21 protein-coding genes are annotated in these 19886 nt (G+C 67.6%); 9 read left to right on the top strand and 12 right to left on the bottom strand.

All coding sequences use genetic code 11. The features are described 5' to 3' along the window. Positions 1 to 138: 138 nt before the first annotated feature. From Sp245p_RS08820 to rpsF, 5 genes are all read right to left on the bottom strand, one after another. The gene (locus Sp245p_RS08820; RefSeq protein WP_014240376.1) at positions 139 to 1392 is read right to left on the bottom strand and encodes a cyclopropane fatty acid synthase; all 1254 of its coding nucleotides are present in this window, start codon (positions 1390 to 1392) and stop codon (positions 139 to 141) included. A 250-nt stretch (positions 1393 to 1642) separates the two neighbouring features. Continuing rightward, positions 1643 to 2209 carry a 50S ribosomal protein L9 gene (gene rplI, locus Sp245p_RS08810; RefSeq protein ID WP_014240377.1) on the bottom strand — a complete coding sequence of 189 codons (567 nt, stop codon included), beginning with the start codon at positions 2207 to 2209 and terminating at the stop codon, positions 1643 to 1645. Further along, a complete protein-coding gene (locus Sp245p_RS08805; protein WP_014240378.1) occupies positions 2209 to 3165 on the bottom strand; it encodes a DUF2232 domain-containing protein in 957 nt (318 codons plus the stop codon). Before Sp245p_RS08805 ends, rplI begins: the two co-directional genes overlap by 1 nt. 33 nt (positions 3166 to 3198) lie before the next feature. After that, a complete protein-coding gene (gene rpsR, locus Sp245p_RS08800; protein WP_014240379.1) occupies positions 3199 to 3471 on the bottom strand; it encodes a 30S ribosomal protein S18 in 273 nt (90 codons plus the stop codon). Continuing rightward, positions 3472 to 3909, bottom strand: coding sequence for a 30S ribosomal protein S6 (gene rpsF / locus Sp245p_RS08795; RefSeq protein ID WP_014240380.1), 438 nt, complete (start codon positions 3907 to 3909; stop codon positions 3472 to 3474). 393 nt (positions 3910 to 4302) lie between these two features. Here rpsF and fabD point away from each other — a divergent pair, with 393 nt between their 5' ends. From fabD to mltG, 5 genes are all read left to right on the top strand, one after another. Continuing rightward, positions 4303 to 5259, top strand: a complete 957-nt coding sequence (gene fabD / locus Sp245p_RS08790; RefSeq protein WP_014240381.1) for an ACP S-malonyltransferase — start codon at positions 4303 to 4305, stop codon at positions 5257 to 5259. Positions 5260 to 5267: 8 nt separating this feature from the next. After that, positions 5268 to 6005 carry a 3-oxoacyl-[acyl-carrier-protein] reductase gene (gene fabG / locus Sp245p_RS08785; protein ID WP_014240382.1) on the top strand — a complete coding sequence of 246 codons (738 nt, stop codon included), beginning with the start codon at positions 5268 to 5270 and terminating at the stop codon, positions 6003 to 6005. A 169-nt stretch (positions 6006 to 6174) separates the two neighbouring features. Then, positions 6175 to 6414 carry an acyl carrier protein gene (locus tag Sp245p_RS08780; protein ID WP_014240383.1) on the top strand — a complete coding sequence of 80 codons (240 nt, stop codon included), beginning with the start codon at positions 6175 to 6177 and terminating at the stop codon, positions 6412 to 6414. 86 nt (positions 6415 to 6500) lie between these two features. Continuing rightward, positions 6501 to 7763 carry a beta-ketoacyl-ACP synthase II gene (fabF, locus tag Sp245p_RS08775; RefSeq protein WP_014240384.1) on the top strand — a complete coding sequence of 421 codons (1263 nt, stop codon included), beginning with the start codon at positions 6501 to 6503 and terminating at the stop codon, positions 7761 to 7763. 26 nt (positions 7764 to 7789) lie between these two features. Beyond that, entirely contained in the window at positions 7790 to 8791 is a 1002-nt protein-coding gene (gene mltG / locus Sp245p_RS08770; protein WP_014240385.1) for an endolytic transglycosylase MltG, read from the top strand. A 49-nt stretch (positions 8792 to 8840) separates the two neighbouring features. Here the strand turns inward: mltG and Sp245p_RS08765 are convergent, their stop codons facing one another. Further along, a complete protein-coding gene (locus Sp245p_RS08765; RefSeq protein WP_014240386.1) occupies positions 8841 to 9068 on the bottom strand; it encodes a hypothetical protein in 228 nt (75 codons plus the stop codon). A 263-nt stretch (positions 9069 to 9331) separates the two neighbouring features. After that, positions 9332 to 11308 (bottom strand): lytic transglycosylase domain-containing protein, encoded by a 1977-nt coding sequence (locus tag Sp245p_RS08760; protein WP_014240388.1) that lies wholly within the window; start codon positions 11306 to 11308, stop codon positions 9332 to 9334. A 78-nt stretch (positions 11309 to 11386) separates the two neighbouring features. On the opposite strand from Sp245p_RS08760, the gene dapA reads away from it, so the two are divergent. The 3 genes from dapA to Sp245p_RS08745 all read left to right on the top strand — a co-directional run bounded on the left by dapA (position 11387) and on the right by Sp245p_RS08745 (position 13832). Then, positions 11387 to 12262, top strand: coding sequence for a 4-hydroxy-tetrahydrodipicolinate synthase (dapA, locus tag Sp245p_RS08755; protein ID WP_014240389.1), 876 nt, complete (start codon positions 11387 to 11389; stop codon positions 12260 to 12262). A 66-nt stretch (positions 12263 to 12328) separates the two neighbouring features. Beyond that, entirely contained in the window at positions 12329 to 12775 is a 447-nt protein-coding gene (smpB, locus tag Sp245p_RS08750) for an SsrA-binding protein SmpB (protein WP_035673712.1), read from the top strand. A 28-nt stretch (positions 12776 to 12803) separates the two neighbouring features. Then, positions 12804 to 13832, top strand: coding sequence for a class I SAM-dependent methyltransferase (locus Sp245p_RS08745; protein WP_109138462.1), 1029 nt, complete (start codon positions 12804 to 12806; stop codon positions 13830 to 13832). Here Sp245p_RS08745 and Sp245p_RS08740 read toward each other — a convergent pair whose 3' ends face one another. From Sp245p_RS08740 to Sp245p_RS08720, 5 genes are all read right to left on the bottom strand, one after another. Next, complete coding sequence (locus tag Sp245p_RS08740; protein ID WP_014240391.1) at positions 13833 to 14699, bottom strand: helix-turn-helix transcriptional regulator; 867 nt, start codon at positions 14697 to 14699, stop codon at positions 13833 to 13835. A 65-nt stretch (positions 14700 to 14764) separates the two neighbouring features. Beyond that, positions 14765 to 15316, bottom strand: a complete 552-nt coding sequence (locus Sp245p_RS08735; protein ID WP_014240392.1) for a YbhB/YbcL family Raf kinase inhibitor-like protein — start codon at positions 15314 to 15316, stop codon at positions 14765 to 14767. A gap of 91 nt (positions 15317 to 15407) precedes the next feature. After that, a complete protein-coding gene (hemB, locus tag Sp245p_RS08730) occupies positions 15408 to 16421 on the bottom strand; it encodes a porphobilinogen synthase (protein ID WP_014240393.1) in 1014 nt (337 codons plus the stop codon). A gap of 63 nt (positions 16422 to 16484) precedes the next feature. Then, positions 16485 to 17333 carry a metallophosphoesterase family protein gene (locus tag Sp245p_RS08725; RefSeq protein ID WP_014240394.1) on the bottom strand — a complete coding sequence of 283 codons (849 nt, stop codon included), beginning with the start codon at positions 17331 to 17333 and terminating at the stop codon, positions 16485 to 16487. A gap of 25 nt (positions 17334 to 17358) precedes the next feature. After that, a complete protein-coding gene (locus tag Sp245p_RS08720) occupies positions 17359 to 18339 on the bottom strand; it encodes a diacylglycerol/lipid kinase family protein (protein WP_014240395.1) in 981 nt (326 codons plus the stop codon). A gap of 167 nt (positions 18340 to 18506) precedes the next feature. Here Sp245p_RS08720 and Sp245p_RS08715 point away from each other — a divergent pair, with 167 nt between their 5' ends. Next, on the top strand, positions 18507 to 19583 hold the full coding sequence (locus Sp245p_RS08715; RefSeq protein ID WP_014240396.1) for an enoyl-CoA hydratase/isomerase family protein: 1077 nt from the start codon (positions 18507 to 18509) through the stop codon (positions 19581 to 19583). Positions 19584 to 19886 lie beyond the last annotated feature (303 nt).

Genomic DNA, 19886 nt, shown 5'->3' with positions numbered 1-19886 from the left:
GTTAAGGATACCCACATTCCTGTGAGTAACTTTTGCCCACAGCCGGTGAAAGCTGGGGGTAAAGCGGAATTTAGACGTTCTATCAAGAGCTTGGATCAGAGCAAAACCTGTGGGTCGATGTGGCGCGGACACCTCGGGTCACGCGTTGTTGGCGCCGACGTTCCGACCCGTCCGCAAGGGTGGCGGGACTGCCTCGGTCAAGGCCGCCTCGGTGCGCTGCATGTAATCGCGGACGAGCGGGACGGCGCCCAGGGAACGGGCGAGCTGCATCTGGAAAACCATGTGCCCCTGGTAGCGGAAGCTGATCTCCGCCCCCGCCAGATAGAACTCCCACATCCGGCAGAAGCGTTCGTCGTACATCGCGCGGGCGTCCTCCCGCCGGGTCGCGAACCGCTCCCGCCAATGGCGCAGCGTCTCGGCGTAGTGAAGGCGCAGAATTTCGACGTCGGTGTTCCACAGCCCGGCCTTTTCCACCGCCGGGATCACCTCCGACAGGGCGGGCGAGTAGCCGCCTGGGAAGATGTATTTCCGGAACCATGGGTTGGTGGAACCCGGCCCGTCCGACCGGCCGATGGCATGAAGCAACGCGACCCCGTCCTCGGCCAGCAGGTCGCGCAGCTTGGCGAAGAAGGCCGGATAATGGGGCACCCCGACATGCTCGAACATGCCGACCGAGACGATGCGGTCGAAACGTCCCTCCATCTCCCGGTAGTCGCGCAGCTCGAAGCGGACCTGACCGGCCAGCCCGGCATGGGCCGCCCGCTCCCGCGCCACGGCGAGCTGTTCGCTGGACAGCGTGATTCCGGTAACCTGGGCGCCGGTCATGCGGGCGAGATAGAGCGCCATGCCGCCCCAGCCGCAACCGATGTCCAACACCCGCATGCCCGGCCGAAGCAGCAGCTTCGCGGCAATGTGCCGTTTCTTGGCCTCCTGCGCCTCGTCCAGCCCGGTGTTGGGGGTGGGGAAGTAGGCGCAGGAATATTGCAGGTCGCGGTCGAGGAACAGCTCGAAGAAGGAGCGCGACAGGTCGTAATGATGGGCCACGTTGCGCCGCGACCGCCGCAGGGGATTGCTCTGCTGGATAAGCCGCAACGCGGGTGAGAGGGTTTCCCGCAAACTGCCCAGGACGCCCTGGACATTGTCCGTCCCGGCGCTCAGCAGCGCCAGTAAATCATAGACCGAGCCACCCTCGATGGTCAGGCGGCCGTCCATGTAGGCTTCGCCGAAGCGCAGCCGCGGATTCATCACGAGGTCGCGGTGCAGCGTCTTGTCGTGCAGACGCAGCGTGAGAGACGGCGTGCCGACTCCCACGCGGTGCCTCCGCCCATCGGCGCCGACGATGTCCAGAGCGCCGGCGGTCAGGGCCGGGCTGAGCAGGCGGGCAAGCAGCATCGCGCATCTCCGCATCCGTCGAACACGACTCGGTCCGGTTCCTTCGCCACGAGCGAATCACCAGGAACGAGAGTCGGAGTTCGGAGCGGGGGGAGGCAACCCGCCGGACGGGGCAGGGGGCGGGGCGTCCGGCGCATCCGGAAGGGGGAGGGGCCGGATGTGGCGAAGTGCGGAAAACGGAAAAGCCGCCTCGCCCCTTTCGGGGGCGGGCGGCTTCCGGACGAGCGGACTGGTCTCGTTGAGCGGGCGGTCAGCCCTCCTCGGAAACCTCGGCCTCGGCGGCCTCGGGGGCCTCCTCGATCTCGTCCTCGTCGTCGCGCAGGTCGGCCGCGGTGACCATGCCGCCGCGGGAGAGCTGCAGTTCAGCCTCTTCCTGCGAGCGGGCGACGTTCACCGTGACGGAGATGCTCACCTCGGGGTGCAGGACGACGCGCAGCTTGAACAGGCCCAGCGTCTTGATCGGGGTCTCGATCGACACCTGCTTGCGGTCGACCTTGTAGCCGGCAGCGTCAAGGGCGTCCGCGACGTCGCGCGGCGTCACCGAACCGTACAGCACGCCGGTCTCGCCGGCCTGACGGATCACGACGACCGTCACGTCGTTCATCTTGGCGGCAACCTGCTCGGCGTCCTTGCGGCGCTCGAGGTTGACGGCCTCCAGGTGGGCCTTCTGCTTCTCGAAGAACGCCATGTTCGCCTTGGTGGCGCGCATGGCCTTCTTCTGCGGCAGCAGATAGTTGCGGGCGAAGCCGGGACGCACCTTCACGACCTGGCCCATCTGGCCGAGCTTCTCGACCCGCTCCAGCAGAATAACTTCCATCACTCGTCCTCCTGATCGGGGCCGGCGGGCCGGAGACGGCGACGCAGCCCAATCCATTGCTCGATCATGCCCAGACCGACCATCAGCACGATCGGCCAACCGAAAAGAAACAGGAACATGTAGAACCCGATGAGGATCGGCAGCTTGGCCGATCGGCGTCGGGCGAACACATGCACCACCGAAAGCCCGGCAAAGGCGAATGGCAGGGACAGGATCAGCGCGGCGTTGACCGCGAGGAACCCGACCGGGTCCGACGCCAGCGAGGCGGCCACCATGGTCAGCAGGAACGCGGTGGCGAGCCACCGGGGCAGTTCCACGTCGTCCAGCCGCATGGCGGGGCGCCGGTTGCGGCCGAACCGCATCAGGACGCCCTGTGCCAGGGCTCCGTTGACGATCGTCATGACGAGCCATGAGATCACCGCGAAGCCCGGCAACACCTCGGCCATCCAGATGTCCTGCGGGTCCGGAGCCTGTTGGCCCTGCGCGGAGAACATCTGGTCCGCCATGCGGCTCAGCGTTTCCCGCACCGCGCCCTCCAGCCCGCCGGGCTGATCGAGCGTCAGAACCGCGGCACCCAGAAGGCCCGCCAGTCCCATTCCGGTCAGCGCCATCAGGAGCCGGCCCGGAGGATACCATTCAACACTCCCGTCGGGAGCCGCCCGCGCCAGCAGCGCCTGCCGCACCACCAGGATGACCGGGACAGCCGCGGTCACCAGATAGGCGAGAGACACCAGGACGCTGGACGACACCGCCAGGACCGCCACCGTTCCCACCGCACCGGCGAGAAGGGAGGCGGTGGAGCCGAGCCACAGTCCCGCGAGGAACAGCGGCAGCGGCGCCAGATAGCCCAGGATCAGCGCCCCGAACCCGCCGAACAGAACGGCGAGATAGAAGAATGCGCTGACCACGCCGACACCGATGGCAGCCGCCAGAGGGGCGGCCAGGGGCGAGGCCATGGGATTACCTTTGCCTGTTGTCCGCTTCGGTCCTTACTTCACCACGTAGGGAAGCAGGGCCAGGAAGCGGGCGCGCTTGATGGCGCGGGCGAGCTCGCGCTGCTTCTTCGCGGAAACCGCGGTGATGCGGCTCGGCACGATCTTGCCACGCTCGGAGATGAAGCGGGACAGGAGCTTGACGTCCTTGTAATCGATCGCCGGGGCGTTCGCGCCCGAGAACGGGCAGGTCTTGCGGCGGCGGAAGAACGGACGGCGGGGACCGCCACCGGTGCGGGCCGGAGCGCCCGAGGTCTGCTTGTCGGACATTTAGGCGTTCTCCCCTTCGGCAACGGTGGGCTCCTGGCGACGCGGCGGGCGCGGGCCACGATCCTCGAAGCGGCGCGGGCCGCGGTCGCCGCGATCGCCGCGGTCACCACGCTCGCCGCGGCTCTGCATCATCACCGACGGGTTGGCGTCCAGCGCATCGACGCGGACGGTCATGAAGCGCAGCACGTCCTCGTTGATGCCCATGTTGCGCTCCATCTCGAGGACGGCGGCGGCGGGGGCGTCAAGGTTGAACAGGGTGTAGTGACCCTTGCGGTTCTTCTTGATCTTGTAGGTGAGCGTCTTCAGACCCCAGTATTCGGTCTTGGCGACCTGGCCGCCGTTGTCGCGAATGATCTGGGCGAACTGCTCGCCGAGCTGCTCGGCCTGGGCGGCCGAGATGTCCTGGCGCGCGATCAGCACGCACTCGTAAAGAGCCATTGTACTCCCCATGGCTGTTCATGGTCCGGCGCTGCGCCCCATCCCCTATGGACAGGATCAGCCGCCCGGGCCTAGCCGACGGCACGCGAGCCACCGGCAAGGAGTTATGAAGCGGCGCAGTATGCACAAAAGCCCTATTCCGACAAGCGGAAACACGAGCCGGCCGACGATTCCTGCGCCCCTGCCTTTGACGTGCCTTGGAATGGCCCTTTTCTCCGTTCGCCTTTGCATCGCAGCAATGAAAAAACGCCGAAAAAGCAACAGAAAGGCACCAATTCGACCTCGTCAACGTTGAGCATCGCTTGACTTGCCCGAAAGGCCGGGTATGACTGTCGCCGAATTCAACGGCGGTGCCGCGGGTGGCGCGCCTTTTTACTAGGGTTCCCAGACAGCATGACCAGGGCGTTCGTCTTTCCGGGCCAGGGCAGCCAAGCCGTCGGCATGGGCCGTGAGCTGGCCGAGGCGTTCGAGGTCGCGCGGCTCACCTTTGAAGAGGTGGATGACGCGCTGAACCAGCGCCTGTCCCGCCTGATGTTCGAAGGCCCCGAGGCCGACCTGACGCTGACCGAGAACGCCCAGCCGGCCCTGATGGCCGTCAGCGTCGCCGTTCTGCGGGTGCTGAAGGACCAGGGCGGGCTCGACTTGACCAGGCACGCGGCCTTCGTCGCCGGTCATTCGCTCGGCGAGTATTCGGCCCTGTGCGCCGCCGGCGCCTTCACGCTGGCCGATACCGCGCGCCTGCTGAAGCTGCGCGGCCAGGCCATGCAGAAGGCCGTGCCGGTCGGGCAGGGCGCCATGGCCGCCCTGCTGGGCGCCGAGCTGGAGCAGGCCCAGGCCATCGCCGCAGACGCCGCCAAGACCCCGGCGGGCCAGACCGAGGTCTGCACCGTCGCCAACGACAACTCGTCGGGGCAGGTGGTGATCTCCGGCCACGCCGAGGCCATCGACCGCGCCATCGTGATCGCGGCCGAGCGCGGGCTGAAGCGCACCGTGCGCCTGCCGGTCAGCGCGCCCTTCCATTGCCCGCTGATGCAGCCCGCCGCCGACGCCATGGCCGAAGCCCTGGCCAACGTGACGATCGGCGCGCCGGCGGTTCCGGTGGTCGCCAACGTGACCGCGTCGGCCGTGTCGGACCCCAACGAGATACGCCGCCTTCTGGTCGAGCAGGTGACCGGCATGGTTCGCTGGCGCGAGAGCGTGCTCTATATGAAGGAGCAGGGCATCGACACGCTGGTCGAACTCGGCTCGGGCAAGGTGCTGTCGGGTCTCGCCAAGCGCATCGACAAGGAATTGGCCGGAACCTCCGTTCAGGGCCCGGCCGACGTCGAATCGTTCCTGAAGACCCTGTGAGGCATTCCATGTTCGACCTGACCGGAAAGAAGGCGCTGGTCACCGGCGCCTCGGGTGGCATCGGGGCGCAGATCGCCCGCGCGCTGCACGCGCAGGGCGCCACCGTCGCCCTGTCCGGCACCCGCGTCGCCCCGCTGGAGGCGCTCGCCGCCGAGCTGGGCGAGCGCGCCCTGGTTGTGCCCGGCAACCTCGCCGATGCCGCCGGGACCGAGCAGCTCGCCAAGGACGCGGAGGCCGCCCTCGGCCAGATCGACATCCTGGTGAACAACGCCGGCCTGACCCGCGACCAGCTGGCCATGCGCATGAAGGACGACGACTGGCAGTCGGTGCTGGACGTCAACCTGACCGCCGCCTTCCGCCTGTCGCGCGCGGTGCTGCGCGGCATGATGAAGCGCCGCTGGGGCCGCATCATCGGCATCACCTCGATCGTCGGCGTCACCGGCAACCCCGGCCAGGCCAACTACGCCGCCTCCAAGGCCGGCATGATCGGCATGTCGAAGTCGCTGGCCGCGGAGGTCGCGTCGCGCGGCATCACCGTGAACTGCGTCGCGCCGGGTTTCATCACCACGGCGATGACCGACGCCCTGAATTCCGAGCAGAAGGACAAGCTGCTCACCGCCATTCCTTCCGGCCGCATGGGCGAGCCGGGGGAAATCGCCGCCGGAGTCGTGTACCTGGCGAGCGATGAGGCCGCCTATGTCACCGGCCAGACGCTGCACATCAACGGCGGCATGGCCATGATCTGAGGCGGATTCGCTGCCTGAACCACAGGTTCGGACCGGCTCCCGCGGGCGCTGGTCAAGGCTGTAAAAATGTGTTATCGGACGGGGCTTTTTGTGGCAGGAAGGCACGCAGCCGCGTGTTGAGCCGGCCGAATTCGCCCGAGCGGTCTCAAGGATTGGAAGGTCTTAAAAAATGAGCGATGTCGCCGAGCGCGTTAAGAAGATCGTTGTGGACCACCTCGGGGTCGAGGAGTCGAAGGTGACGGAGAACGCCTCCTTCATCGACGATCTCGGCGCCGACAGCCTCGACACGGTCGAGCTGGTTATGGCTTTCGAGGAAGAGTTCGGCTGCGAGATTCCGGACGACGCCGCCGAGAAGATTCTGACGGTGAAGGACGCCATCGACTTCATCAAGGCGAACGCCGCGGCCTGATCAGGCGTGGCGCAAGAAGGCCAGGCAGCTTTCCAAAGTGGCCTGGCCGTCGCTGAGTTTTCCGAGGAAAGGTCAAGGAATACCCCATGAGACGTGTCGTCGTTACCGGCCTTGGTCTGGTCACGCCGCTCGGTGTCGGCCACAAGCTCAACTGGGAGCGTCTGACCGCCAGCCAATCGGGCATCCGCGCCATCACGGGTTTTGACGCCTCCGATCTGGCCTCGAAAGTTGCCGGGCAGGTTCCGCGCGGGGATGGCGACGGGTTGTTCAACCCCGATGCCTTCGTTCCGCCGAAGGACCAGCGGAAGATGGACGATTTCATCATCTTCGCCATCGCCGCCGCCCACGAAGCGATCAAGGATTCCGGCTGGGTTCCCCAGACCGAGGAAGAGCGCGAACTCACCGGCGTCATGGTGGGCTCGGGCATCGGCGGCCTGCCGGGCATCGCCGATGGTGCGGTCACCCTGGCCGAAAAAGGCCCGCGCCGCATCTCCCCCTTCTTCATTCCGGCCTGCCTCATCAATCTGGCGTCCGGCCACATCTCCATCCAGCATGGCTTCAAGGGACCGAACCACGCGGTGGTCACGGCCTGCTCGACCGGCGCGCACGCCATCGGCGACGCTTCGCGCCTGATCATGCTGGGCGACGCGGACGTGATGGTCGCGGGCGGCACGGAAGCGGCGGTCAGCCGCCTGGGCGTCGGCGGTTTTGCCGCCATGCGCGCCCTGTCCACGAATTTCAACGACACGCCGGAAAAGGCGTCGCGTCCCTACGACAAGGACCGTGACGGCTTCGTGATCGGCGAGGGCGCCGGTGTCGTCGTCCTTGAGGAGCTGGAGCACGCCAAGAAGCGTGGCGCCCACATCTACGCCGAAGTGGTCGGCTACGGCATGTCCGGCGACGCCTACCACATCTCCGCCCCGGCGGAGGATGGCAACGGCGGCTTCCGCGCCATGCGCAACGCGCTGAAGCGGGCCGGGATGGAGCCGTCGGACATCGACTACGTCAACGCGCACGGCACCTCGACGCCGCTGGGTGACGAGATCGAGCTGGGCGCGGTGAAGCGGCTGTTCGGCGCGGCGATGGACAACGTCGCCATGTCCTCCACCAAGTCGGCCATCGGCCACCTGCTGGGAGCCGCCGGTGCGGTCGAGGCGATCTACTCGATCAAGGCGATCAACCACAGCCTGGTTCCGCCGACGCTGAACCTTGAGAATCCCTCGGAGAGCTGCCTCGGCGTCAACCTCGTTCCGAAGGTTGCGCAGGAGCGCCGCGTGCGGGCCGCGCTGTCGAACTCCTTCGGCTTCGGCGGCACCAACGCCTCCCTGGTCTTCAAGGAATTCGCCTGAGCGGCGAAGCATCGCGGAGACCGCCGATGGGTTGGGGCCTCCGAATCGCGGCGGGGGCGTTGACCGTCCTCACCGCGGGCAGCGGGTTGGTGTTCTGGGGTGCCCTCCGCGTGATGGCCCCCGGACCGCTTGAGCACGCCGAGACGGTCGTCATTCCACGTGGAAGCGGGCTGGAAGCCATTGCGCTGACCCTCGAAGACGCTGGGGTCGTCGAATCGCCAATTCTCTTCCTGTTCGCCGCCAAGCTCCAGGGGCCGCTGAAGGCCGGCGAGTACGCGTTCCCGGCGGGCATCAGCGTCGATGGCGTGCTGGAGATGCTGCGCCAGGGCAAGACCGTGGTCCGCCGCTTCACGGTGCCGGAAGGGTTGACCTCCGCCCAGGTGGTTGCCCTGCTCGACGCCGAGCCGGCGTTGACCGGCGAGGTGAAGGCGGCTCCGAAGAACGGGACCGTACTGCCTGAAACCTATCACTATTCTTATGGCGATTCGCGCTCGGCCCTGGTCGAGCGGATGCAGCACGCCATGACCCAGGCTCTGAACGACGCCTGGAAGAACCGCGGTCCGGACCTGCCTTACGAGACTCCGCAGCAGGCGCTGACCATGGCGTCCATCGTGGAGAAGGAAACCGGTGTCGCGGCTGAGCGCGCCAAGGTCGCAGGCGTCTTCGTCAACCGCCTGGAGACCGGCATGAAGCTCCAGTCGGACCCGACGGTGATCTACGCGCTGACCGATGGCAGCGGGGAGTTGGGGCGGGCCTTGACCCGCAACGACTGGAAATTCGAGTCGCCCTACAACACCTACGTCGCGGCAGGGCTTCCGCCGGGGCCGATCGCCAACCCGGGGCGGGCGTCCATCCAGGCGGCTTTGCACCCGGAAAAGCACGACTTCCTGTATTTCGTCGCCGATGGCACCGGCGGGCATGTCTTTGCGAAGACTTTGCCGGATCACAACCGCAACGTCGCCAAGTGGCGCGAGGTGCAGCGCCGGCAGTCGGGCGGTGCGGGCAACGGGGACACGCCGCAGGATTAGCGGTCCCCTGTTCCCGAACGGAAGGCCGACCCGAACGCAACGCCCTTGGTCAGGCGGCGTTCGACGCCACCACCTCCAGGGCGACGACACCGCCCAGGGCGCCGTAGCTCTTGCGGGCGGCGCGCATCTTCTCCAGCGATTCCATGAGGCTTTCCTCGGCGAAACCAGGGGCGAGCTCCGCCAGTTCCTGTTCCGTCAAGGAGATGAAGGCGTCTAAAAGGCGCGCGTGGATGCGGCACGCCTGGCGGACTTCATCGGCGACCATCGGTGCTGGCATGGTAGGCTCCCAATCACGGAATAAAGAGAAACACGGTCCGTCCGTGCGTGGGAATTCTGTAGGGTTGTGGTTAATAGAGCATTAAATGCAATTCATCTTCCGGGCAGGAAGAAGAGTTACCACTTCAGACGAAAACGTCAAAAATTGGACGATTTCGATTTTGGTATGTGACAGAGATAAGCCGGCTTTTGTGACTTTCGAATATTCGTTTTTGATCGATGCGATGGTCCCTCGTCCGTTATGGGCGAGGGACCGTCGGGAATTCATCGTCGAATTTCCTTGTCCAGATTCAGCTCCGCCTTGGCGCCCTGGATGCGCGCGCGGTAGACCAGCATGGCCTCCATGACCCGCTGCACGTAGTTGCGGGTTTCGTAAATCGGAATCAGTTCCAGCCAGTCCACGGCGTCGATGGCTTCGCCGCGCGGGTCGCCGTAGGTGTCGATCCATTGACGCACGCGGGTCGGGCCGGCGTTGTAGGCGGCGATGGCCATGATGTAGGAGCCGTTGAAGCGGTCGATCATGTCCGCCAGATAGGTCGAGCCGAGCCGCACGTTGTAGTCCGGGTCGCTGATCAGCTTGGCGGTGTCGTGCTTGACGCCCAGCTTGCCGGCGACCAGCTGCGCCGTTCCGGGCATGAGCTGCATCAGGCCGCGCGCCCCGGCCGACGACACCACGCGGGTGTTGAAGGTGCTCTCCTGCCGGATGATGGCGTGCACCAGGGCGATTTCCGGAGCGGCCGGCCGGCTCTCGATCATCGGGTAGCCGGCTTCCACCAGGAACACGTCGTTCTGCGCGGCGTCCTTCGCGGCGGCGACGGCGAGGTCGCGGCGCCCGACCTCGCGGGCCAGCTTGGCGGCCAGCACGTAATCCGCCGGCTCCTTGGCGTCGAGGCTGATGCGGCGCAGGAAGGCGGTCACCCGCTCGTCGGTGTTGCCCTCGATCTCCGCCAGCAGCTTGGTCACGCGGACCACCTCCCGCCGCTCGAAGGCGGTGGCGTCGGCGTTGGACACGCGCGGCTCGGCGGGCAGGGCGATGCGCCCGTTCCCGGCGTGGCGGGCGGCCAACTGGCCGTAGAAGGTCGTCCCGTACTGGGCGGCCTTGGCGTACCAGTCCTTGGCCTGCGCCGTCTGGCCCAGCGCCTCGGCCGCGCGGCCGCACCAATAGGCGCCGCGCGCCTTGCTGATCGGCGCGCCGACGGAGCGGTAGAGCTTGTGGAAGTGGTTGAAGGCGCTCGACGGATCGTCGAGGAAGCGCAGCGCCAGGAAGCCGGCGAGGAATTCCGCCTCCGCCGCGCCGCTGCCCTCGGTCTGCCCATGCGCCGTCACCAGACGGTAGGCGAGGTTGTGGTCGCCGTTCACCATGGCGCGGCGGGCCAGGATGTGGCGCTCCGTCCACCAAGCCTGCGGGCGGCCCATGTCCTTGGGCGCCTGGGCGATGATCTCCAGCGCGCCTGCGTCGTCGCCCTTGCGGCGGCGGTAGCGGGCGCGGTCGAACAGCAGGCCGGGGTCATTGCGCAGGGAGGCGGGGACACGGGCGAGGGCCGCGTCGGCGTTCTTGGCGTCGCCGTCCAGCGCGATCCGCGCCTCGATCAGCAGGTCGTAGGCTTCGTCGAAGAAGGGCAGCATGCGGCGCACCGCGGCTTCCTGGCGCTCCCACAGCAGCCGGTCGATGCGCGCCTTGTGCTCCTGCTGGCGCAGGTGGGAGCGGTAGCGGGCCAGGAACTGCTCCTCGTCCGCGGAGGTGAAATTCGCCTCCACCCAGCGGTCGCGCACCATCCGCACCGCCCGCTCGGCGTTGCCGGTCGCCAGCAGCGTGTCGGCGTGGCGCATGAAGCCTTCGTTGGACAGGGGCGGGTACTGCTTGAACCAAGCGAGCACCCGGTCCTCGTCCAGGTCGATGGGCATCGCCTTCTCCGCCTGACGGCGAAGCTGCGCCTGGTTGGGCCAGTCGCCGTTCTCGCGGATGAAGGCGGCGATCTCGTCGAAGCTGCCGCCGCCGGGAGTCGCCAGGGCCATCCAGCGGATCACCTTGGCCGGCAGCTTGTTGGACGCCTGGGCGGCGATGCGCAGCGCCTCGTCGTGGCGGTCGTTGTCGGCGGCCTTGAAGGCCTGCCGGTAGACGGCGAGGTCCTGCGCCGTCAGGCTGGCCGCCCCGGCGGGCTGGGCCAGCACGATCAGCCCCAGCAGGGCGGCGGCAATGGCGGAACGGGTGGCGGAACGGGTGGCATGTCGGATGATCATCCGGGCGCTCTTGCTCGGGGGAACGGGTGCGGCTAAGGTGCGCGACACTTTTCTTGTAGTCCGTCGGAGGTGGCAGGCATGTTGTACGGTTCCATCGTCGCTCTTTTGACCCCGTTTAAAAACGGGAAAGTGGACGAGGCCGCCTTCCAGTCCTTCGTCGAGTGGCAGGTTGCGCAGGGCACCCACGGTCTCGTGCCTTGCGGCACCACCGGTGAGTCGCCGACCCTCTCCCACGAGGAGCACAACCGGGTCGTCGAGCTGTGCATCGAAGCCGCGGGCGGGAAGGTTCCGGTCGTCGCCGGCACCGGGTCGAACTCCACCGAGGAGGCGATCTCGCTGACCCAGCACGCCAAGAAGGCCGGCGCCGCCGCGGCGCTGGTCGTCACGCCCTATTACAACAAGCCGACGCAAGAAGGTCTGTACCAGCATTTCAAAGCGATCCATGACGCGGCGGATTTGCCGATCGTTATCTACAACATTCCCGGCCGCAGTGTCGTGGATATGTCGGTGGCAACGATGGCCCGCCTCGCCAAGCTGCCGAACATCATCGGCGTGAAGGACGCCACGGCGGATCTGGCCCGCCCGGTCCGCCTGCTGCAGGACGTCGGTCCCGACTTCATCCAGCTTTCGGGCGAGGACGCGACGGCGCTGGCCTTCAACGCGCAGGGCGGCGTCGGCTGCATCTCGGTGACGGCGAACATCGCGCCGGCCCAGTGCGCCGCGATGCAGGACGCCTGGCGGAAGGGCGATCTCGCCACCGCCTACAAGTACCGCGACCTGCTGACCCCGCTGCACGATTCCATGTTCGTGGAGACGAGCCCGGCCCCGGTGAAATACGCCGCCAGCCTGCTCGGCAAGTCCTCGGACGAGGTTCGCCTGCCGCTGGTCGCCGCGTCGGAGAGCACGCGGACCACCGTCCGCGACGCGATGAAGAAGGCCGGGCTGCTGTCCTAAGGGACGGCAGCATCCCGCCCCAGGGAAGGAGGATACGTGGCCGCCCGCGAGCCCGAACCAAGGCGCATGGCGGCACAGAACCGCCGCGCACGCTTCGACTATTTCATCGAAGACACCCTGGAGGCCGGTCTGATCCTGACCGGCACCGAGGTGAAGTCGTTGCGCGGCGGCCGTGCCAGCATCAACGAGGCGTACGCCGGCCTCAAGAACGGGGAACTGTACCTGTTCAACGCCTACATCCCTGAATACGGGCAGGCGGGACGCTGGCTTCAGCACGAGACCAAGCGCCCGCGCAAGATGCTGGTGCACCGCCGCGAGCTGAGCAAGCTCATGGGCGCCATCAAGCAGAAGGGGATCACGCTGATCCCGATGACCGTCTACTTCAACGACCGCGGCATCGCCAAGGTCGAGGTCGGCCTCGCCACTGGCAAGAAGAAGCACGACAAGCGCGAGTCCGAGAAGGAACGGTCGTGGCAGCGCGACAAGGCGCGCCTGATGCGCGACAAGGGTTGAGGAACCAGGGGATAAAGGGAAAGAGCTTGTGAGCCGATTGTCCAACCGCGCGACCGACCGCGATTCCACCGTGGCCGGCGTCGCCGCGGAGGCCCTGGCCGACCGCCGCCCGCAGGGCCGCATCCTGGTGGCCGGCGACACCGACGGCGCCATGGAAGAGGCCTTGGCCGACGGCGGGGCGGAGGTCGTCTCCTGGCACCGCCTGGGGCTGGACGGCAAGCCGGCCACGCCCTGGCCGGCGGACGGCGCCTTCGATGGCGCGGTCCTGCGCCTGCCGCGCGGCTGGGCCGCCTTCGAGATGGCGCTGCACGCCCTGGCAGCCCGCCTGCCGGCGGGGGCGCCGCTGTGGATCGCCGGCAGCAACGACGAGGGCATCACCTCCGCACCGAAGCGCTTTGACGGGCTGGCGGAAGGCGTGGAGACGCTGACCATCAAGCGCCGCGCCCGTCTGCTGGAAACCCGCCGGACCAGCGATTCGGCCAAGGGCAATCTGGAGGATTGGCGGGAGACCGTGGCCCTGCCGTTGCCGGGGCGCGACGGGGCGCTGGATCTGGTGTCCTACCCCGGCCTGTTCGCCCATGGCCGTCTCGACACCGGCACGGAATGCCTGCTCCAGGTCCTGCCGGAGATCGCGGCTGGCACCGCCGTCCTGGACTTCGGCTGCGGCGCCGGGGTGATCGCGCGGGCGGTGCGGGAGCGCACGCCGGACGCCCGGCTGACCCTGCTGGACATCGACGCGGTAGCTCTGCACGCCGCCCGCCAGAACGTGCCGGACGCGGAATGCGTGCTGAGCGACGGGCTGGCTGGGCTCGGTGCGCGGGAACGCTTCGGGCTGATCGTCTCGAACCCGCCGCTCCACCGCGGCAAGGACGAGGATTTCGGAATGCTGGAGGCGCTGGTCGCCGGCACCAAGCAGTATCTGAAGCTGCGCGGCTCGCTGATCGCGGTGACCCAGCGGACGGCGGGGGTAGGCAAGCTGTTCAAGACGGCCTTCGGCCACGCCGATCTGCTGCTGGAAACGCCGCAGTTCCAGGTGTGGAAAGGCACGCCGAAGTAATCAGCGACCATCGCCACGCAGGTCCGACGGGTTCGCGCCCGTAACGGCCCGAACCCGTCGGGCGAAGTGGGAGCGGGAGGTGTAGCCAACCGCCTCCGCCGCTTGCTGCACGGACAGCCCGTCGCTTTCCAGCAACCGACGGGCGTGAGCGACACGCTCCTCCGTCAGGATGCGCCGTACGGAGGCGTCTTCATCGGCAAGGCGTCGGCGCAAGGTTCCCGTGCTGAGACCCATCTCGACAGCGACGCTCCTGGCTGTCCAAGGCTGGTCGGGATAGGCGCGGACCAATTGGCGGACCGCGTCGGCCGTGCCACCGGGCATTCCGTGCCCGAGCCACCACACACAGTCGTCCAGAAGGGCCAGCAGAACTTCCATGCAGCGGTGCTCGACGAGGCGTGGGCTGAGCGTGGAACCCACGGCCAAGCCGGCGGCGGCATGCTCCACCGCGCTGGCCAGAGCGGGGGTCAGGGCCACGCGAAAGTCGTGCGGATGTTGCCGGTTGCCGACCCGTGCGGTGGGATGTGCGTCGAGAAGCCGCCGGACCATGTCCCCCGGAAATTCCAGGATCAGGGCGCGGTAATGCCCGGTCGCCTCGCTCGGGGCGTTCACCACCGTGCCGATCCAGCCGGGCGGCAGAAGCATCGCCGAACCCTTCGGAAAATGGTGGGTGCCGCGGGTGTCGGTGACCTCCTTGGCACCGTCGATCACCACGATCAAGGCCGTGCGTTCTATGCGGATGTCCGTGATGCGTTCGCGGTCGCGCGCCACGAACGCCCACAGTTCGGGACGGTGCGGGCGATCGCCGGAGCCCGGTCGGAGGTCGCGGGCGGCGTAGCGGGACAATGCAGGAAGGAGGTCCGGTGTCATGGCGGCGTCCAGTCTAGGAGGCGCCGGGACGCGCGGGCAAGGTCCGCAGCGCCCCATCTGCACGCTCATCGACCGTAACGCGCGGTCAGTGTGGCCTTTTCCAGGCGGTTGGCGTTCAGTAGAAAGCCGACCATGGCGCCCGACGAGTTCGCGTCGAGCGGAAGGCTGTCCGTCTTCAATGCGTGGACGGTGAAGACGTAGCGGTGCGGTGCGTCGCCGACCGGCGGACAGGCACCGCCGTAGCCCGGCGTGCCGAAGTCGGAGCGGCTTTGCAACGCTCCGGCCGGAAGCAATCCCGTGTTCGGATTTCCAGCCCCGGCCGAGAGCCGCAGGGTGGTGGCGGGAAGGTTGAAGACGATCCAATGCCACCAGCCGCTGCCTGTCGGCGCATCGGGGTCGTAGGCGGTGACAGCGAAGCTGCGCGTGCCGGCCGGTGCGTCCTTCCAGGCCAACGCAGGCGAGACATTTTCCCCTGTGCAGCCGAAGCCGGCGAAGACATGCCGCTCGCCCAGAGGCGCCCCGTCCTTGATGTCGGGGCTGGTCAGCTCGAAAGCGGTGGCCGGGGCGGCGCCCATGGCAAGGATGGCGGCGAGCAGGAGAGCGGAGCGATTGTGCATGGGGAAACTCCATCGGTCGGCGATGGCCACATGCTATAAAAGCGTCCGCACACCCGTGCGCCCGAACAGCTCAAAGACGAGCCCGAACGGCTCAGCCTTCTTGCAGCCGCCGCGCCGCATCGACGGCGCCGTAGGTCAAAATGGCGTCGCAGCCGGCGCGCTTGAAGCCGGTCAGGGTCTCCAGCAACGCCTTGTCGTAATCCAGCCAGCCGTTCTGCGCGGCGGCGCGCAGCATCGCGTATTCGCCGGAGACGTGATAGGCGAAGGTCGGAACGGCGAAGGTGTCCTTCACCCGGCGGATGACGTCGAGATAGGGCAGGCCGGGCTTCACCATCACCATATCCGCACCCTCCTGGAGGTCGAGGGCGACCTCGTGCAGGGCCTCGTCGGTGTTGGCGGGGTTCATCTGGTAGGTCTTCTTGTCGCCCTTCAGGAAGCCTCCGGAATTCACCGCGTCGCGGAAGGGGCCGTAGAAGGCCGAGGCGTATTTGGCGGCGTAGGAGCACAGCCGCACCAGCTCGTGCCCATGGCTGTCCAGCCGGTCGCGGATCAGGCCGATGCGGCCGTCCATCATGTCCGACGGGGCGACGATGTCCACGCCGGCGTCGGCTTGCGACAGCGCCTGCCGGGCCAGCACCTCGACCGTCTCGTCGTTCTGGATGTAGCCGTCGCGCATCAGCCCGTCGTGGCCGTGGGTGGTGTAGGGGTCCAGCGCCACGTCGCCCAGGATGCCGACATGCGGCACCGCGGCCTTCAGCGCGCGGATGGCGCGGTTCATCAGGTTGTCGGGGCGGTAGGCCTCCGCCGCGTCCTCCGACTTGCCCTCGGCGCCGACCACCGGGAACAGGGCGACGCAGGGGATGCCGAGGTCGCCGGCCGCGGCCACCGCCTCGGTCAGCAGGTCGATGGTCAGACGCTCCACGCCGGGCATGGAGGCCACCGGCACCCGCTGGTTCTGCCCCTCGATGACGAAGACCGGCCAGATCAGGTCGTCCACGGTCAGGCGGTTTTCGGCGACGAGGCGGCGGGTCCAGGCGTCGGCGCGGTTGCGGCGCAGCCGGGTGCGCGGGAAGGACGCCGGGGACCGGAAATGCGAAGCGGACATGCGGGGGACCTGATGTGCTCTTAAAACTTGCGGCGCGATCCTACGCCGCATGGCCGCCGCGACTCAAGCCGCACCGCTCACAGGTCTGAATCCCGAGTCCTGCATCTCCATGACCCAGCGGTGCCCGTCCTTGCGCCATTGCGAGACGAGGCCGCCGGTGAAGGCCGCCCCCTCCCAGGACCGCACCTCGAAGGTGACGCGCGGCGGTTCGATGGCGATGAGGTTGTAGGCGTTGGCCTCGTTGCGCAGCCGCGTGGAGGTCGCGGTGGAGGCCTGGGCGACCAGGATGGAGCGCGCCACCTGGGTGTGGTGGGTCATGATGTCGCCGGAATAGGCGCGGTGCAGGTGCCCGGCCAGCAGCAGGTCCACCCCGCAGCTTTCCAGCGCCGGCAGGGCCAGCTTGTGCCGCCCGACCAGCTTCGTCTTCGGCGCGTCGGGCGGCGGCAGGAAGGGGTGGTGGGTGAACAGCACCTTGAAGACGGTGTCCGGCACCTCGCAGAAGACCTCGCGCACGCGCTTGATCTGCGCCTTGTTCATGCGCCCTTCGGAAAAATCCGTGATGACCGAGCGCGCCGTGTTGATCCCCAGAACGGCGATTTCCGAATCGATGTGGAAGGGGCTGAGGTCGGTGGTGATGTAGCGCTTGTAGTTGCCGAACGGGTCGAGGAAGCGGCGCACCACGTTGTAGACCGGGATGTCGTGGTTGCCCGGCACGACCAGATAGGGGAAGGGCAGCTTCTCCAGGAAGGCCCGCGCCTCCAGGAAATGGCGGGCCTTGGCGCGCTGGACCAGATCGCCGGAGATGACGATCAGGTCGGGCCGCGCCGCCGTCAGGTCGGCCAGCAGGCCGTCGACCACCAGCGGGTCGATCCGCCCGAAATGCAGGTCCGAGATGTGGGCGAGCTTCTTCACGACACCTCCCCGGCAGTCATTCGCGTCACGCGCCGTCCGCCGTGCCGTCGCCTTCGGGCGCCGCCTTGGGCAGCAGGACCTTCAGCGCCTTGTGACGGATGCGGTAGTTCAGCGGCGGCTCCATTTGCAGGATTTCACCGTCGTTGACCATCTTCAGCCGCCGCCGCCGGCTGTGCACCGTCAGTTGCGTGGCCGTCAGCGTTTCCAACTCCTCATCATGCTGCCAAGTTCCGAGCATGGTGCGCCCCATCAGCCGCAGCAGCCCCCAGGGGTCGCGCTGCCGCGCCACATAGACGCCGAGCTTGCCGGAATCGAGCCGGGCACGGCGCAGGAGCATGCTGCCCGCCTCGCCGTCGAAGGGGTTGTTGGAGACCACCAGAATCGGGGTGCGCACGCGGCGCGGCCCCTCGCCCCAATCGATCCGCACGTCGAGCAGGGGCAGGCGGCGGAAGGTGCGGACCATGGCGAGCGCCATCGCCGGCCATTTCAGCAGGCGGTGCCGCTTGCGCTTCTCCTCGCGCTCCTGAACCACCTGCGGGTAGAAGCCGAGGACGGAGCTGTTCAGGTAGACCTCGCCGTTCACCTCCGCCACGTCGATGCTGCTCACCTCGCCGGCGGCCAGGGCCTCGTACGCCTCGTCGAGGTCCAGCGGCGTCTTCAGATCGCGCGCCAGCAGGTTCATGGTGCCGAGCGGCAGGATGCCCAGGATCTTGCCGGTGGGCAGGATCATGTTGACCGCGGTGTGGATGGTCCCGTCGCCACCGCCCACGATGACCAGCTCCGCGTCGGAGTCGATCGCCTTGCGGATTTCCGACGCGCAGTCGGCCGGCTCCACCGCGGTCAGCGACACCTCCGCCCCGTGCCGCTCGAAGGCGCTGCGGATCGCCGCCACCGTATCGTCGATCGGCTGTCCGGCCAGCGTTCCCGCGGACCGGTTGAGGATGATGGCCGTCTTGCGGCCCGCTCCCTCCTGACGTGACGCTTGCGCTGCTGAGGCTGCCATCATGGAACTGTCCCGCTCATGACTGTGGGTGCGGCAACGGCTGAGGCGGGGGCGGTGTTCCGCGACGCTGCGCTGCGAAACCGCGGTTTGACACGCCGCCCGCCGCCCGTATCATCGCCCGAAACCGATCAATTCGCCCCACAAACGAACAAATGGAAACGACCGGAACCATGAGCGACCCTGCCGAGATCCAGTTCGCCGAGATCCTTTTCGAACGCCGCGGCTCCATCGGGCTGGTGACGCTGAACCGCCCGAAGGCGCTGAACGCCCTGACGCTGGGCATGATCCGCCTGTTCGATCCGCAGCTGCGCGCCTGGATCGCCGATCCCGAGGTCAAGGCCATCGTCGTGCAGGGCGCGGGGGAGAAAGCCTTCTGCGCCGGCGGCGACGTGGTGAACCTGTACGAGACGGGCAAGGCCGCCAAGGCGGGGCAGGACGACGGCGCGTCCATCCGCGCCTTCTTCAGCGAGGAGTACGTCCTCAACCGCCTGATCCACACCTGCCCCAAGCCCTATGTCGCGCTGATTGACGGCATCAGCATGGGCGGCGGCGTCGGCCTGTCGGTGCACGGGTCGCACCGGATCGTGACCGAGCGGACGATGTTCGCCATGCCGGAGACGGGCATCGGGCTCTATCCGGACGTCGGCGGCACCTATTTCCTGCCGCGCCTGCCCGGACAGGTCGGCATCTGGCTGGGCCTGACCGGTGACCGGTTGAAGGCGGCCGACATGATCGAGGTCGGCGCCGCCGACGCCTTCGTGCCCAGCGCCAAGCTGGAGTCCCTGATCGCCGAGTTGGCCGACGGCGTGCCGGCCGACGAGGCGGTTGCGCGCCATCGCGAGGAAGCCGGCGAACCACCGGTCGCCGCCAACCGCGCGGCCATCGACCGCTGCTACGCCCACAACGAGGTGGAGGCCATCGTCGCCGCCCTGGAGGCCGAGGGCACGGAGTGGGCCGCCGGCCAGCTCGCCACGCTGAAGCGGGTGTCGCCGACCAGCCTGAAGGTGACGCTGGAGGCGCTGCGCCGCGGCGCCAAGCTGGACTTCGACGGCTGCATGATCCAGGAGCTTCGCCTCAGCCTCGCCTTCCTCGCCCGCCATGATGTCTACGAAGGCATCCGCGCGGCGCTGGTCGACAAGGATCGGAATCCGCGCTGGTCGCCGGCCTCTCTGGCCGACGTGACGGCTGAAGAGGTGGCCGGTTACTTCGCCGAACCCGTTGGCGGGGATTTGCGCTTTACCGAATGAAGAGGCCCGCTCCCCTTTATTGCACTCTGAACGTGCACGGATGCAGGCACATTCCGCGCGTTTCTGCGTTAGTATCGGGGAAATCCTTGCGGGACTTGTCTCAAACCTGACCGTTGTTGTTGCCTGACGGTTGTTGTCGGGGGTTGGATGGGACGGGTCGGCTTGCCGCCCGGTTCGCCGGGCGGGAACGCCGCCGGGGTGCCTGGATTCCAGGCAATCCTGGCACGCGACGGGGCTTGGCGCGGCAGGACGGGGATATTCCGCAGGGCCAGGCTGTTCTACAACCCGGGCTGTGCTTTTGGG

Origin of the sequence: Azospirillum baldaniorum (assembly GCF_003119195.2) — a bacterium.
Lineage (GTDB): Bacteria > Pseudomonadota > Alphaproteobacteria > Azospirillales > Azospirillaceae > Azospirillum > Azospirillum baldaniorum.
The sequence above is the reverse complement of the archived record's forward strand: the minus strand, read 5'-3'. Positions and strand labels throughout refer to the sequence as shown.